At 49.7% G+C, this 15,879-nt stretch carries 13 protein-coding genes; 11 read left to right on the top strand and 2 right to left on the bottom strand.

Annotation, left to right across the window (positions count from 1 at the left end; genetic code table 11):
- The first annotated feature begins 60 nt into the window (after nt 1-60).
- From RHOM_RS03145 to RHOM_RS17815, 3 genes are all read left to right on the top strand, one after another.
- Complete coding sequence (locus RHOM_RS03145; protein WP_014078799.1) at nt 61-1,011, top strand: glycoside hydrolase family 43 protein; 951 nt, start codon at nt 61-63, stop codon at nt 1,009-1,011.
- 35 nt (nt 1,012-1,046) lie between these two features.
- Nucleotides 1,047-1,301, top strand: a complete 255-nt coding sequence (locus RHOM_RS03150; RefSeq protein ID WP_014078800.1) for a DUF6171 family protein — start codon at nt 1,047-1,049, stop codon at nt 1,299-1,301.
- A gap of 338 nt (nt 1,302-1,639) precedes the next feature.
- Complete coding sequence (locus RHOM_RS17815; RefSeq protein WP_143761662.1) at nt 1,640-1,936, top strand: hypothetical protein; 297 nt, start codon at nt 1,640-1,642, stop codon at nt 1,934-1,936.
- Here RHOM_RS17815 and RHOM_RS03155 read toward each other — a convergent pair.
- The gene (locus RHOM_RS03155) at nt 1,906-2,835 is read right to left on the bottom strand and encodes an ArsR/SmtB family transcription factor (RefSeq protein WP_014078802.1); all 930 of its coding nucleotides are present in this window, start codon (nt 2,833-2,835) and stop codon (nt 1,906-1,908) included. The two genes, RHOM_RS17815 and RHOM_RS03155, sit on opposite strands and share 31 nt — an antisense overlap.
- A gap of 411 nt (nt 2,836-3,246) precedes the next feature.
- Between RHOM_RS03155 and RHOM_RS03160 the strand changes: the two genes are divergently transcribed.
- From RHOM_RS03160 to RHOM_RS03185, 6 genes are all read left to right on the top strand, one after another.
- Nucleotides 3,247-4,704: an ABC transporter substrate-binding protein gene (locus RHOM_RS03160; RefSeq protein WP_014078803.1), complete on the top strand. Its 1,458-nt coding sequence runs from the start codon at nt 3,247-3,249 to the stop codon at nt 4,702-4,704.
- Between the two features lie 80 nt (nt 4,705-4,784).
- Nucleotides 4,785-5,681, top strand: coding sequence for a carbohydrate ABC transporter permease (locus tag RHOM_RS03165; protein WP_014078804.1), 897 nt, complete (start codon nt 4,785-4,787; stop codon nt 5,679-5,681).
- Between the two features lies 1 nt (nt 5,682).
- Nucleotides 5,683-6,573: a carbohydrate ABC transporter permease gene (locus RHOM_RS03170; RefSeq protein ID WP_014078805.1), complete on the top strand. Its 891-nt coding sequence runs from the start codon at nt 5,683-5,685 to the stop codon at nt 6,571-6,573.
- A 56-nt stretch (nt 6,574-6,629) separates the two neighbouring features.
- Entirely contained in the window at nt 6,630-8,150 is a 1,521-nt protein-coding gene (locus RHOM_RS03175; protein WP_014078806.1) for an alpha-N-arabinofuranosidase, read from the top strand.
- A 30-nt stretch (nt 8,151-8,180) separates the two neighbouring features.
- A complete protein-coding gene (locus RHOM_RS03180; protein WP_014078807.1) occupies nt 8,181-8,834 on the top strand; it encodes a DUF624 domain-containing protein in 654 nt (217 codons plus the stop codon).
- Nucleotides 8,835-8,847: 13 nt separating this feature from the next.
- Complete coding sequence (locus tag RHOM_RS03185) at nt 8,848-10,758, top strand: glycoside hydrolase family 127 protein (RefSeq protein ID WP_044024804.1); 1,911 nt, start codon at nt 8,848-8,850, stop codon at nt 10,756-10,758.
- 690 nt (nt 10,759-11,448) lie between these two features.
- Here the strand turns inward: RHOM_RS03185 and RHOM_RS03190 are convergent.
- Nucleotides 11,449-11,670 (bottom strand): alpha/beta-type small acid-soluble spore protein, encoded by a 222-nt coding sequence (locus RHOM_RS03190; RefSeq protein WP_014078810.1) that lies wholly within the window; start codon nt 11,668-11,670, stop codon nt 11,449-11,451.
- 507 nt (nt 11,671-12,177) lie between these two features.
- Between RHOM_RS03190 and RHOM_RS03195 the strand changes: the two genes are divergently transcribed.
- Both RHOM_RS03195 and RHOM_RS03200 read left to right on the top strand, forming a co-directional pair.
- Nucleotides 12,178-13,938 (top strand): ABC transporter ATP-binding protein, encoded by a 1,761-nt coding sequence (locus RHOM_RS03195; RefSeq protein WP_014078811.1) that lies wholly within the window; start codon nt 12,178-12,180, stop codon nt 13,936-13,938.
- Between the two features lie 114 nt (nt 13,939-14,052).
- Complete coding sequence (locus tag RHOM_RS03200) at nt 14,053-15,843, top strand: ABC transporter ATP-binding protein (RefSeq protein ID WP_014078813.1); 1,791 nt, start codon at nt 14,053-14,055, stop codon at nt 15,841-15,843.
- Nucleotides 15,844-15,879 lie beyond the last annotated feature (36 nt).

Below are 15,879 nucleotides of genomic sequence, written 5' to 3' on the forward strand. Positions count from 1 at the left end.
ACAGAATAAAAAGCAAAGCGTCCGGCAAGGGCTCAGCCGGATCTTTATAAGGAGAAAAAGATGGAGAAACAGTTGAAATATAATGAGCCGTGGATTCTGCAGAGAGCAGATCCTTATGTGTACTGTCACACGGACGGAACCTACTATTTTACCGCATCGGTGCCGGAATACGACAGGATTGTTCTGCGCCGTGCCGCGCATCTTGCGGATCTGGCGGATGCCGAAGAGCATGAGGTATGGCACAAGCACGAGAGCGGACCGCAGAGCATCCATATCTGGGCGCCGGAATTGCATTATCTCTTTGGAAAATGGTATCTCTACTATGCCGGCGGCGATAAGGACGACATCTGGGCGATCCGCCCGTATGTGCTGGAATGCCAGGGTGATGATCCGGTACATGATCCGTGGGTGGAAAAAGGCAAGATGACCCGTGCAGATGGAGACGAATTCTCGTTTGAGGCATTTTCCCTGGATGCGACCGTCTTCGAGGTAAAAGGAAGCTGGTATTACATCTGGGCGGAAAAAGTGGGAGTCGGCAGGCAGATATCCAATCTTTACATCGCCAGAATGAAGAACGGCTACACGCTGGATTCCGTGCAGGTTCTTCTGACAACGCCGGATTACGACTGGGAGCGCCACGGCTTCTGGGTAAATGAGGGACCGGCGGTCATTCAGAAGGACGGCAAAGTATTTATGACGTATTCCGCCAGCGATACCGGCGTGCATTACTGCATGGGTATGATGACGGCGGATGCAGACGCAGATCTGTTAGATCCGCTCTCCTGGAAAAAAGAGCGCTATCCGGTACTTACATCCAGTGAAAAAGCGGGAATCTACGGCCCGGGACATAATTCCTTCACGAAGGATGAGGCAGGAGATGACATTATGGTCTACCATGCGAGAACGGAGACGGAGATTGTGGGCAACCCGCTGTACAATCCGAACCGTCACGCAATGCTTATGAAGATCAGATGGCAGGACGGCCGACCGGTGTTCGGGTTCGACGAGTAGGATTGCCGGTAAAAATTCAGAAATGTGGGCATGAGATGATGGAGAAGAGAGTGTGTACGCGCTGTCTGCTTCGGGATATGATCGAGGCGGGGGACAGTATGGAAATGATTGAAAAATACCGCGCTGCGATCAAAGAGGCGGACCGGGTCACAGAGGAAGTCTATGAGAGCAGACTCTCGGTCTGCCGGGAATGCGGGAAGCTGAATGCCGGAACCTGCATGGCGTGCGGCTGCTATGTGGAGCTGCGCGCAGTGGCAGCCGTGTCACGGTGCCCGAAGAAGAAGTGGTAGTGCCGCAGCTGTATCCGCAGCCCGAAGAAGCGGTAGTCGACGCACAGCCGTAGTGGGAGAGACATGATCCCGGACAGTTGTATGGAGAACAAAAGAACGAAAGAGGCTGCGGATGCAGCTGCGTGAGGTATTCTTTAAAGCAAAATGCGAGTATTTCTTCCGTGCCGCGTCCGGCATCAAATTCCGTGTCTTTGCCACGCTTTGACAATCCACAGGTGTGTCCGGCAACCCGCAGACAATGAGCGGACTTTTTAGTGGCGCTAATGCCACTTCTTCACAAACAATATAAAACCGCGCGAACCGAAACTCGTTGGCATCTGCTATTGAAAATAAGGCAGATGCCAATTCAAACATCGGCTTCGCGCGGTTATGTTTTGTTCATCAGTGGCAATAAGCGCCACACAAAAGTCCTAAAATTGTCTGCCGGCTTGCGGACACATCCTGCGGAGTGTTCAAAGCTTGGAAAGACACAGATCATCAAGGATGCCGGACGCGGTATGGTTAGAAATACCGGATTTTGCGATCAGAATACCTCCCGCAGCTGCACCCACAACCGTTTCAGAGCTAATGTCTATCTATACAACTGCCCGGAAGAAATCCCCCGCTACGGCTGCGCAGCGACAAGCGGCGCATAATTGATGGCGACACGGATGTCCTGATCGTAGTTTCCGAAAGATTTCCCATAGAGCGTGATGCCGCCGACATGCTCGGAGTCATTCTCGACCGCGAGACGCAGGCGGATGTCGCTGTTGTAGTCCAGGTGAAGCGAGAGCGTGCTGACATCGGAGATCTTAAGACCGTCGATGTAGGTGCCGTAATCATTGATGACTAACAGCTTTAACAGACCGTACTGATTCCAGTTCTGCGGCCACCACTGCGGGGTGAACATACCGTGCACATCGCCGAAGTCACCAGGGGACGTCCACATGCCGATTTTGGTGTCGTTGATGTAAAAACTGATATCCGACGGCCAGTTGTTGTCGATGCCGGGAGCCTCCGAACTCAGCTCTGCCGAGATGGAAAGCTGCGTGATCCGCTGGTTGGAGGGGATCAGGTTCGGTATGGTATACTCGACATAGCCCTTAGTGAACCAGAGAATGTTGGCGGTAAAACGATCCGGATGATTAAAGTACCGGATATCGTCGAACTCGCCGATCACGGATTCGCTGGTGGCGATGCCGCAGGTCGGCCACACCTGATGTCTGGAAAACTGTCCGACCTTGATCTCAGTCTCGAATACATTCTTATAATCAATCGGTTTCTTGATGTCCACAATGATGCGGTCCTGCGTCACGGAACACATTTTCTGATTGCCGTGTCCGGCAGATTCATTGGAGATATTGATCAGACCGCACTCTTCGAGCTTCTTGACGTGACCTGTGAGAGCTCCGTTGCTGATGTTTAGCTCTGTCGCAAGCTGGTTCATGCTCATCTGCTCGTTTTCAAGTAAAATATTAAGAATCTGGATACGTGTGTCAGACCCGAGAGCCTTAAATGTCTCCAGACCATCGTCTAAGGAAGTAATATGAATCATTTCCTGAGTATCCTCCTGTAAAAACGGAACTAGTTAAGGTGTTCTTTATTAGTTTCCTATTATAGAATTGTTATAGAAAAGTGTCAACTATTAAGGATGAAATTAAAAATATTTAAATAAAAACAAAACAATATGTCAAGTTGCACAAAACAAGAACGCTATCACATGACATGTCGGTCATAATTTTGTATAATTTAGCGAAAAGCAAAAATACTTTGGAAAAATATAAAATAAATATTGACACCACAGGAAATGCATTGTATATTATCTACATAAGATAAATGAAATCGAACAAAGAAATTGTCGAAATAGCTAATGAGCCCAGCTTATGACAAGATCTTATGTGAATTTCAGATCATCTTAGCAACTTATTTTATTATCCTATAATTCAAGGAGGAGGGCAAGAATTATATGAGAAGGAAAGTATTCAGTGCACTGATGTGCGCAGCAATGGTCACATCCCTGTTTGCAGGATGTGGAAGCTCTGATGCTTCTACCACTGCTTCAAATTCAGGAAGCACAACAGGGGATGGCACAGAGGCAGCAGCAGAGGACGCTGTAGAGGATGCAACAGAATCCGCAGAGTCAGAGGTTGTTACCAACACATTCGGTGATCCGAACGGAACACATCTTGAGATGTGGACATTCGTAGAGCTTCACGGACAGCATTACGGCAAGATGGCTGAGGTTTGGAACGAGGAGCATCCGGATCAGACGATCGAGATCACATGTACGACATATCCGTACAGCGATATGCACACAAAGCTTCTTACCGCACTTCAGGCAGGAACCGGTGCACCGGACATCTGTGATGTAGAGGTTGGACAGTTCCCGAACGTGGTTGCAGGTCTTGACCAGTGGCTGGTTCCGCTGGATGACTACGCAGCTCCGTACATGGAGACTATGGTTAAAGCACGTATGGATACCTACGCAGGGGAGGACGGACATTATTATGGAGCTCCGTACCATGTAGGTGCAACCGTAATGTACTATAACGTGGCAGCTATGGCAGAGGCTATGGGAATTTCTGAGGATGAGGTAACTGCTAAGATTGATTCCGTTGTTACATGGGATGATTATCAGGCACTCGGTGATGAGTATGTGGCAGCAATCGGTGAGGAAGGCAAATACTTCACATCCGTAGATACAGGCGGTACAGACTGGTTATGGCTGGCAATGGCTGAGTACGGCGATGACTGGACCGGCGGATTCGATGATCCGGCAAACGTTCAGCTTGATTCCGTTCAGAAAATGTTAGAGATGCAGCAGTCCTGGTTAGACAGCGGCTTCGCAGAGGTTTCTCCGGATGGACATGTAGACCTTGAGGCTGGTTTCCAGAACATTCTGGATCACAACATCGTATCTTTCCCGAAGGCATTATGGTACATGAGCCGTTTCACAAACTATATGCCTGAGGAGAGCGGTAACTGGTACATTGCTAAGTGCCCGGTATTTGAGGCAGGTCAGAAGTGCTCCGTTGGTATCGGTGGTACAGGTACCGTTGTGACACAGCAGTCTGCGAGCGCAGATCTTGCAGCTGAGTTCCTTTGCTGGGCAAAGATGTCTGACGAGGGTGAGAAGAACATCTGGGATACATTAGGATTCGACGTATGCAACACCGCATGCTGGACAGATGATGCTTTCGCACATGACGACAGCAACCAGTACAACGCATACTTCAGAAACTATCCGTACGATGTATTGAATTCCATCGGTATGGACAACATCGGTAAGATCTCTGTTGTAGCGATCAGCCCGACAATCAACGAGTATGTATGCAACACAACATTAAATGAGGTACTTGAGGACGGCATGGATGTATCTGATGCTCTCCAGGAGTTACAGGATGCAGTCGATCTTGAGCAGTAGGACATAAGTTTTGGGAATGGGGATGTCTGGAGGGTTCTCCTCTGGCATCCCTGTTTTCATAAGAAGGAGAGGGTGTTGAGTTGAAGTTAAAAAAGTTCTTGTATTCGGAAAAAGTAGCGCCATATATTTTTGTCATACCTTTTATTTTAAGCTTTGCGTTTTTCTGGATCTATCCGTTGATCACATCCGTGACAATGAGTTTTCAGGACATCGGAGCAATCAAATCAGAGTGGGTGGGTCTTGCCAATTACCAGAAGTTGTTGAAGGATAATGTATTCCACACGGCAATCTGGAACAGTACAAAATACATGCTGTTTACGTTGGTGCTTTTGATTCCTTTCCCGATGCTTTTTGCAGTGCTGATGGACAGCCGTCTGGTAAAAGCAAAAGGTGTGTGGAAGGCAATTCTCTATATGCCGGCATTGACCTCCGTGGTTATTTCCGGTACATTATTTCGACTGATGTTCACGGAATATTCGACAGGACAGATGAATATTATTACCGCAGCACTGGGCCTTGGCACCTATAAATGGCTGAAAATGGGATGGTCAGGTATGACGGCTCTTCTGGTAGTCGCATGTTGGAGATGGACGGGTGTTAATATGCTCTACTTCCTTTCAGGACTGAAGGCGATCGACTCCTCCCTCTATGAGGCATCTGAGATTGACGGTGCATCTGCATGGCAGAAGTTCCGCTATGTGACGCTTCCTCTTTTGAAGCCGACGACGGTCTACGTGCTCACGATTTCCATCTATGCCGGACTGGCAATGTTCCTGGAATCCTACATGTTATGGGCGGGCAACAACTCACCGAACAACATCGGACTCACCATCGTTGGATACCTGTATAAGCGTGGAATCGAGAAAAATGATATGGGTTATGCATGCGCGGTCGGCGTGGTGCTGTTAGTGATCGCACTTGCTATCAATATCGTTCAGTTGATTGCAAATGGAACATTTAAGAATGAGGAGAAATAACATGGCAGATGAGAAGAACAGAAAGGGCGATAAGGGCCCGAAGAGCGGCAAGACAAAACGGACAGTGGGAACAGTTCTCGGCACAGGATTTTTCGCAGTCTTAAGCCTGATTATTATCTTCCCGGTATTCGCAGGTCTGCTTGCCTCTTTCAGACCAGGAACAGAGCTGATCCGCCGTGGATTGTCGATCGATCTCGATATCCGTACGATGAATCTGGATAACTATAAGTACCTGTTTTCCGGAAATGCGGACAGTCAGAAATATTTTATGTGGTATAAGAACTCTCTGGTTATTACGATCGTGTCGGTCGTTCTGACATTGTTCATCTGCTACTTTGTGGCATATGGACTGACAATGTACAATTTCAAGCTGAAGAATTTCCTCTTCTTCCTTGTAATTGCGACAATGATGGTACCGTTTGAGATTCTGATGCTTCCTTTATATAAGGAAATTATTGCACTGCATCTGATCGATACCTACACCGGAGTAATTATCATCGGACTATGTAACGCATCGACGATTTTCTTCTTCCGGCAGTATCTGTCGGGACTTCCGAGAGAACTTCTGGATGCGGCGCGTATTGACGGTGCGACAGAGTACGGTATTGCGACAAAAATCATTCTTCCGCTGACGAAGCCGGCATTCGCCTCCATGGGAATTCTGCAGGCAATGGGAAGCTGGAATGCGATCCTGTGGCCGCTTCTGGTACTGAAGGGAGCAGAAAAGTTCACCCTTCCGATCGGATTAAATACATTGCTGACGCCGTACGGAAACAACTATGATGTGCTGATCGCCGGTTCCATGTTCGGAATCCTGCCGATCCTGGTGATTTTCCTGATCTTCCAGAAGTACATCATCGAAGGAATGACAGCCGGAGCTGTAAAGGGCTGATGTGAATCAATGACAGCAAAAACTCGAAAGGGACTGATACATAACGGGAGGTTACTATGGCAAAATTAGTCATCAATAACGACAAGAAAATGAGCACGATTGCTCCGGAAATCTATGGACATTTCTCGGAGCATCTGGGAAGATGTATTTATGAGGGACTTTATGTCGGAGAGGATTCCGATATCCCGAATGTCAACGGAATGCGCACCGATGTGGTGGAAGCATTAAAAGAAATGAAGATTCCGGTGCTGCGCTGGCCGGGCGGATGCTTTGCAGACGAATATCACTGGATGGACGGTATCGGACCGAAAGCATCCAGAAAGAAAATGATCAATACACACTGGGGCGGCGTTGTCGAGGACAACAGCTTCGGAACACACGAGTTCTTTGAACTGTGCCGTCAGCTTGGTTGCAAGACCTATGTCAACGGCAACCTCGGAAGCGGTACGGTTCGTGAGATGAGCGAGTGGGTAGAGTACATTACGTTCAACGGCGTATCCCCGATGGCAGACCTGCGCAAGCAGAACGGTCATGAGGAGCCGTGGAAGATCGATTACTTCGGTGTCGGCAATGAGAACTGGGGATGCGGCGGAAATATGCGCCCGCAGCATTATGCAGATGAGTACCGCAGATACCAGACATATGTGAGAAACTATGCTGGAAATGACCCGATCGCAAAGATCTGCTGCGGACCGAACGTGGATGATTACGAGTGGACGAAAAAGGTGATGGAGACCTGCTTTGATCACTGCGAGCCGCGTTTCCATGGAATGATGGATGGTCTTTCCCTTCATTATTATACACTTCCTGAGGTGGAGGATGACTGGAATAAGAAGGGAAGCGCAACAGACTTCACGGAGGAGATTTTCTACCAGACCTTAAAGAGAGGTTATTTCATGGACGAACTCATCAACCGCCACGGTGCGATTATGGATGAGTACGATCCGGACAAGAAGATCGGTCTGATCGTTGACGAGTGGGGAATCTGGACGGACGTAGAGCCGGGAACCAACCCGGGATTTTTGTATCAGCAGAACACCATGCGTGATGCACTTGTGGCAGGTATGACACTCAACATCTTCAACAAACATTCCGACCGTGTGAAGATGGCATGCATCGCACAGCTCATCAATGTACTCCAGTCTGTCATGCTGACCGACGGCGAGAAGATGATCAAGACACCGACCTATCATGTATTCCATATGTATCGTCATCATCAGGGAGCAACTCTTCTCAGAAGCGATCTGATCGGTGCTGGAACCGTAGGAGCAGGCAAGAACGAACTGCCGAAGGTGATTGAGTCTGTATCGGAGAACGCGGACGGCGTGATCACGGTGACACTGACCAACAATTCACTGGAAGCTGCGGAGAATGTGACCATCCAGCTGACGGACGACGGCGCTGCATACGGCGTATGCGAGGCGAGTGTTGTGGCAGGAACGATGAATGCACACAACACGTTTGAGGCACCGGAAGTGGTGACGGAGCAGGCATTTGCAGATTACGAGAAGACGGCGGACGGCATACGGGTACAGATTCCGGCATGCAGCGTGGTAAGCATCCGTCTGAAAAAATAACCGAATGGCTTAGACCGGAATGGAGGGCATATGAATCAGTTTTTTGATTACAACAACAACGTTTTCCGCATACTGGGAGGACTGGCGGACTGCCTGATTCTCGGCGCGCTGTGGATTGTATGCAGCATTCCGGTCGTTACCATGGGAGCCGCCACAGCGGCGGTGTACCATGCGGTCAATAAAAGCATTGTACATGGACAGGGCTATGCATTCCGGGAATATTGCACGGCTCTGAAAACGGATTTGAAACAGACCACAGGAGCATGGCTGCTGTGGGGAATACTGGCAGCGTTTCTTGCGGCGGACCTTGTGGTGACCAGACAGTTTCTGGCACAGGGCTCGGCGCTTGGTGCGCTGTATTATTTTTTTATTGTACTTTCTGCCATGGCGCTGGCGTGGGAGTTTTACCTGACGGCGTATATGGCGAGGTTTGAGGGAACCATACGGGAGTCCATGAAGAAGACGCTTGTGATGGTGGTGGCAAATCTGGGATGGTCGGCGCTTTTAGTAGCTGTGTTTGTGCTGTTTGTTCTGATGTGCAACGATACACAGTGCCTGATTGTACTGTTTCCGGGAGTGTTTGCACTGGTGAAAAACTATGTGCTCGAGAAGGTATTCCGCAAGTACAGGACGCCGGAGGATCTCGCCAGAGAATTGGAAATGACCCGTGAATATCGGAACTGATGGGGGAAAAGAGATGAGCAAAGAGATTGCATTACAGCAAATTCGGATCAAAGACCCGTTCTGGAGCGGTATGCAGGAAAAGATCACAGATACTGTGATACCGTTTCAGGAGAGGGTATTAAACGATAAAGAAGAAGGCGTGGAGAAGAGCCATGCGCTGGATAATTTCCGCATTGCGGCAGGACTGATGGAAGGTGAGTTCTACGGGATGGTATTCCAGGACAGCGATGTGGCAAAATGGCTGGAAGGTGTGGCGTACTCGCTCGTGATCAAGCCGGATGCGGCGTTGGAACAGCGCGCGGACGACATCATTGACATTATCGCAAAGGCACAGCAGCCGGACGGTTATCTGAATACATTTTTCACGATCAAGGAGCCGGAGCACCGCTGGCAGAATCTGTTAGAGTGCCATGAACTCTACTGCGCAGGCCATATGATGGAGGCGGCAGTGGCGTATTACGAGGCGACCGGAAAAGACAAGCTGCTCGGCGTGATGGAGCGGATGGCGCAGCATATCATGAACCGGTTCGGAGAGGATAAGATTCCGGGCATTCCGGGACACCAGGAGGTGGAGATCGGTCTGATGCGCATGTACCATGCGACCGGAAAGGAAGCCTACAAGGACATGGCGCGCTATTTCCTCGAGGAGCGTGGAAAGAATCCGAACTTCTTTAAGGAGGAGACCGAGCGCAGGGGCTGGACGCATTTTGGCAATATGATCCCGGACGACACAAAGTACAACCAGAGCCATGCGACAATCTACGAGCAGGATGAGGCTGTGGGACACAGTGTGCGCGCCGTATATATGTACACGGCGATGGCAGATCTTGCGGCGGAGGATCACGATGAGAAGTTGTTTGCAGCGTGCAGACGGCTCTGGGAGAATATGACGCAGAAAAAGATGTTCATCACCGGAGGCATCGGCTCGACCGTGGAGGGCGAGGCATTCACAAAAGAGTATGAACTGCCGAACGATATGAACTATGCGGAGACCTGTGCGTCGATCGGTCTGGTCTTTTTTGCGAGAAATATGTTAAAGACGGAGAAGAACGGAAGATATGCCGATGTGATGGAGCGGGCGCTCTACAATGGCATCATCAGCGGTATGCAGCTCGACGGAAAGCGGTTTTTCTACGTCAATCCGCTGGAGGTCAATCCGGGTGTGTCCGGCGAGATTTTCGGTTACAAACATGTGATTCCGGAGCGTCCGGGCTGGTATGCGTGCGCATGCTGCCCGCCGAACCTGGTCCGCATGGTGACCTCCCTTGGAAAATATGCGTGGGATGAGGACGAGACGGCGGTGTATTCCCATCTGTTTCTGGGACAGGAGGCGGCGCTCGGCAAGGCGGACATCCGCGTGGAGAGCGCATACCCGTGGGAGGGAAGCGTGACTTACCATGTGTCCGCGAAGATCGACGAACTCTTTACACTTGCCATTCATATCCCGGCTTATGTGAAAGACCTGCGCGTGACGGTCAACGGGGAGGCGTTTGATACTGCCGGAGAAATCCGTGATGGCTATTTGTACATCAGCAGAAAATGGGGAAGCGACGATCAGGTGGAACTTCATTTTCCACTGCCGGTGCGCAAAATTTATGCGAGTACGCATGTACGCGAGGACGTCGGATGCGTGGCGCTGATGCGCGGACCTGTGGTCTACTGCTTTGAGGGCGCTGACAACGGAGCCAATCTGCAGGCGCTTGCGGTAAAAAAAGAACTGGATGCAAAGGCTCTCGTATGCACGGAAGGCAGGCTTTCCGGTCTCACACTGCTCGATGTGGCGGGGATCCGGCTTGTGCCGTCGGAGGAACTCTACACCGAGGAACCGCCGAAGGAAGAAACGGTTACGCTTCGCGCAATCCCTTATTTTGCATGGGGAAACCGCGGTTTAAACCAGATGCGCGTCTGGATGCACGAAAAATAAAAGAGCACAAAAAAGGGGCTGCCGCGTGAAACGGGCAGTCCCCTTTTGGCGTGACACGTAATGGAATGATAAGTAATAGGACAAGAAGATCATGCCTCACGATTTCAGATGGAAATGCAGATGGAAATTCTGTTCAAAAATGCGGCATTTCTAACCAGCCGGATATTTGCATCCGCGATGATCCGTGTCTTTCCAAGTTTGGAACACTCCACGGGTCATGTCCGCACCCCGAAGACAATTTGTAGGACTTTTGTGCCGCCCTTACCAGTACCAAACACCGGATGGCATAAATCAGCCATCCTTATGTCGCAATAAAACATAACCGCGCGAAGCCGATGTCTGAATTGTCATCTGCCTTGTTTTTAATAGCAGATGGCAACGAGTTTCGGTTCGCGCGGTTTTATATTGTCTATGAGGGAGTACAGTTAGGGCGGCTAGAAAGTCCGCCCATTGTCTTTGGTGTGCCGGACATGTCCCCGTCGGATTGTCCAAACGTGGAAGAGACACGGAATCCGATGCAAATATCCGGCAGAAAGAAATGCTCTCATTTTTTCACAAAAAATATTCCATCTGCATTCCATCTGAAATCGAAGGGCATGATTCTCTTGTCCTATTTCTTCTCATGCCAAACGGGACTGCCTGCTTAAAGCGACAGCCCCGTTTTTGGTGCAATGGGCAGAAGAAGCCGGTTTATTTGCCGGACATCTGCTCTTCCTGCTTCATGATCATTTTCTTGACCATCTCGCCGCCGATGCTTCCGGCCTGTGCGGAAGTCAAGTCGCCGTTGTAGCCGTCCTTTAACGGTACACCGATCTCACTTGCAACTTCCTGCTTAAAACGGTTCATTGCCTCTTTTGCCTGCGGCACTGCCATCTGGTTTGTGCCGGAATTAGAATTGCTAGATCCACTCATGGTTTTTCCCTCCATATTGTCGTCTGTTTTCCCGGAACATCTTCCGGTGTGATTTAGGAGTACAATAATGAATTACTGTAATTCCTAATCCTATTATTTGCACGAAATCAAATATTATAATGGTAAATTATGAGAATTTTCTTGACATTTAAAAAGAGGTATGCGTATACTGGTTTTTGTAAGACAACATGTAATCTAAATTTTAAGGAAAGAGAGGTAAGCATTATGAGTAGAATTACAAGTAACGTCGTGGAAGTGAAAAAGCAGAATCATATGATTGCCTCGGTGGGGAGTAACGGTCAGAAGTAATGCACATGCCGTATGAGAAGATGCGGATGGCGTGAAAATGTGACAATACCATTCCTGATGATAGACCGTGGTGATCGAAAGATGCCACGGATTTTTTTACGCAAAAAGCGAGGAGAATCCGTAACGGGATGCCCCCTCGCTTTTTTGTTTTGCAGGAAGGTGACACCGGGGAACTGACAAGAAGGAGGAGATTAGGGAATGAAAAAGTTATACACCTATATCGGACGCTATTGGTATGGGTATCTGTTTGCGGTATTTTCGATGGTGACGGCGATCGTTCTGGATATGCTGTATCCGAAGATCACACAGCAGATTGTGGATGATGTCATCATAGGCGGAAAACTGGAGCTTTTGACGAAACTTCTGGTTGGAATCGTGATCGTGGGAATCGGCAGGAGTATTTTCGGCTACTGCAAGGAGTTCACGTTCGACGTGCTGGCATCCAAGATCGGATCGGCAATGCGCAAGGATCTGTTCGACCATATCCAGTCGCTGTCCATGGGATATTTTGAGGACACGAACACGGGAGAACTGATGGCGCGTGTCAAGGATGACGTGGATAAAATCTGGAATGCGATGGGCTATGTGGGCATGCTTGTCATCGAGGTTATCATTCATGTGTCCATGGTACTGTACTGCATGTTTTCGCTCAACTGGAAGCTGGCGTTCGTGCCGCTTGCCACAATGATCCTGTGCGGTACGGTCGCGATCATCATGGAGCGCAAGCTCGACAAGATTTACGAGGACATCAGTGAGGAAAATGCCGTGCTGACAACTGTGGCGGAGGAGAATCTTGCAGGCGTGCGCACAGTCAAGGCGTTTGCAAGGGAAAAGCATGAGATTGAAAAATTTTTATCCCACAACAACCGGTATTACGAACTGAATGTTTCACAGGCAAAGGTACTGACAAAGTATTACCCGCTGTTTTCGTTTGTGGGAAAGGTGCTTCCGGTTTGTTCGACGATCCTGGGCGGTATTTTTGTCATGAACGGTGAGATGACACTGGGTGCGCTGGTGGCGTTTGTGGAGTACAGCAGGAACTGTACCTGGCCGATGGAGATGCTGGGCTGGCTGACGAACGATGTGTCGTCCGCGGTGGCATCTTATAAGAAGATCCGCAAGATTTATGCGGAGCAGCCGAAGATCAAAAACGACGAGCATCCAAAGGTGCTTGACGAAATCCGGGGAGAGATCTGTTTTGACCACGCGGGCTTTGTCATGGACGGGCAGAAGATTCTGCAGGACATCAATGTTACCGTTCCGGCAGGAAAGACGCTCGGTATCATGGGGGCGACCGGTTCCGGCAAATCCTCCATCGTCAATCTGCTCCAGCGGTTTTACGATGTGACGGACGGCGCGGTGAAGATTGACGGTGTGGATGTGCGAAATATGGATGTGCATCAGCTCCGCAGCAACATCGCGGTTGTTTTGCAGGATGTGTTCCTTTTCTCGGATACGATCGAGGAGAACATCAAGATGGGACAGCGCAAGGAACTTCAGATGGAGGCGGTGCGCCTCGCGGCAGAGGATGCCAAAGCACGCGGGTTCATTGAGAAGATGGATGAACAGTACGAGACTGTCATCGGGGAGCGCGGTGTCGGACTTTCGGGCGGACAGAAGCAGCGGATCAGCATTGCGCGCGCGCTGGCAAAGCACGGCCCGATTCTGGTGCTTGACGACTCGACCTCGGCGCTTGATATGGAGACGGAGCATGAGATCCAGCAGACGTTAAACGCTCTGCGCGATACGACAAAGATTATCATTGCACACCGCATCTCGGCGGTGCGTCATGCGGATGAGATTATTTATCTTGCAGACGGAAAGATTGCGGAGCGCGGGACACACGAGGAGCTTCTCGCAAAGAAAGGCTTGTACTACGACACCTACATGGCACAGTATGGTGCGTTAGCAATGAGCAGCGCCTCTGCAGGAGAGCCGGCACCAGCAGCGTGCTGCTGAGAGCAGGCGAACGGCAGGGATGCGGCGAATGCCGTACAGCGAGGGAGGCGAAGCCGCCCGAGCGGGCGCAGCGAATGAAAATGTTTATTATAGAGGAAAAGGGGATGAGAGTTCATGGCAGTTAATTCCTATCGTGAAGATGAATTTATGGAGAACACTGACAAAAAGAAGATTTTCCGAAGGTTGTTCTCCTACTTACTGGAATATAAAGCAATCCTGATCGGCGTGCTGCTCTGCATGGCTGTGACGGTTGCCATTTCACTGGTCAATCCGCTTCTGATTGAGGAGGCGATCGACCATTATATTGCAAATAAAGATATGAAAGGTCTGATGGGACTCGGTCTGTTTGCGCTGGGACTGAATATTATTTTTATCATTATGGTGAAGATCCGTATGTACGTGATGGCGGTGGTATCGAACAAGATTCTGCTGCGCATCCGTCAGGATCTGTACGAACACATTCAGACGCTGTCGTTTTCTTTTTTTGACAGCAGACCGACCGGAAAGATTCTGGCGAGAATCATCGGCGATGTGAATTCGCTGCGGGATGTTCTGGTAAATGTAGTGACAACATTGATTCCGGAACTGATCACGGTCATCGGTGTTGTGGTGATCATGCTGATAAAGGACTGGCGTCTGGCACTTGCATCACTCAGCACGATTCCGCTGATGATCGGCGGCATTTGGTTTGTGCAGACTGCCTCGCATAAGCGCTGGCAGATTTTCCGCAAAAAATCATCCAACCTCAATGCCTATGTGCATGAGGACATTGCGGGAATGAATGTGGTGCAGAGTTTTGGCGCCGAGGAGGAGACAAGAGAGATTTTCGGAAATCTGACAGATGAGCATCAGCAGTCGTTCGTGGACGCGGTGCGCTATGCGGATATGTTCGGACCGGTGATTGATTTCTGTTGGGGAATCGGCGCGATGATGCTCTATCTGGTCGGCGTCCGCTTTCTCGGTTTTGAAAAGGTTTCAGTCGGACTTCTGGTTGCATTCGGCACGTACATCAATATGTTCTGGAACCCAATTATGAATCTGAGTAATTTTTATAATAATCTGGTGACAAACTTAACGGCGGCGGAGCGAATTTTTGATATTCTGGATACAAAGGCAGATATCGTGGATGCGGCGGACGTGACGGAACTGCCGGAAGTACAGGGAAGAGTGGAATTTTCCCATGTCAGCTTCACATACGATAAGGGAACGCCGGCGGAGACAAAGGTGCTTTCCGATGTGAGTTTTGTGGTGGAGCCGGGAGAGACGATTGCGCTTGTCGGACCGACAGGCGCGGGCAAGACGACGATCGTGAATCTGATCAGTCGATTCTATGACATTGAGGATGGTGTCATTTCGGTGGATGGCTACGATCTCACGAAGATTTCCATCGAAAGCCTGCGGCGGCAGATGGGTGTCATGACACAGGACAATTTTATTTTCCACGGCACTGTGCGTGAAAATATTTTATATGGAAAGCTTGACGCTACGGATGAGGAGATGATCGCTGCGGCGAAGGCCGTCAATGCGCACGAGTTCATTATGAAAATGGAAAAAGGGTATGACACGGAGTTGAAGGAACATGGAGCAGGACTTTCGATCGGACAGCGCCAGCTGATTGCGTTTGCGCGGACGATGATCTCGATGCCGAAGATTCTGATTCTGGATGAGGCAACGTCCAGTATTGATACACACACCGAGATTCTTGTGCAAAAGGGAATTGAGGCACTGCTGTCCGGCAGAACCAGTTTCGTGATTGCACACCGCCTTTCGACCATCCAGAATGCAGACCGCATTTTTGTCATCGACCAGGGCTGCATCTTAGAGCAGGGAAGTCCGGCAGAGCTGATGAAGAAAAAAGGTGCTTATTACGATCTTTACATGGCGCAGTTCGCGGGGCTGGAATAAAAAATTGGAAGATGAGGCGTTGCGGCTGCGGTTGGG

Origin of the sequence: Roseburia hominis A2-183, assembly GCF_000225345.1 — a bacterium.
Classification (GTDB): Bacteria; Bacillota; Clostridia; order Lachnospirales; family Lachnospiraceae; genus Roseburia; species Roseburia hominis.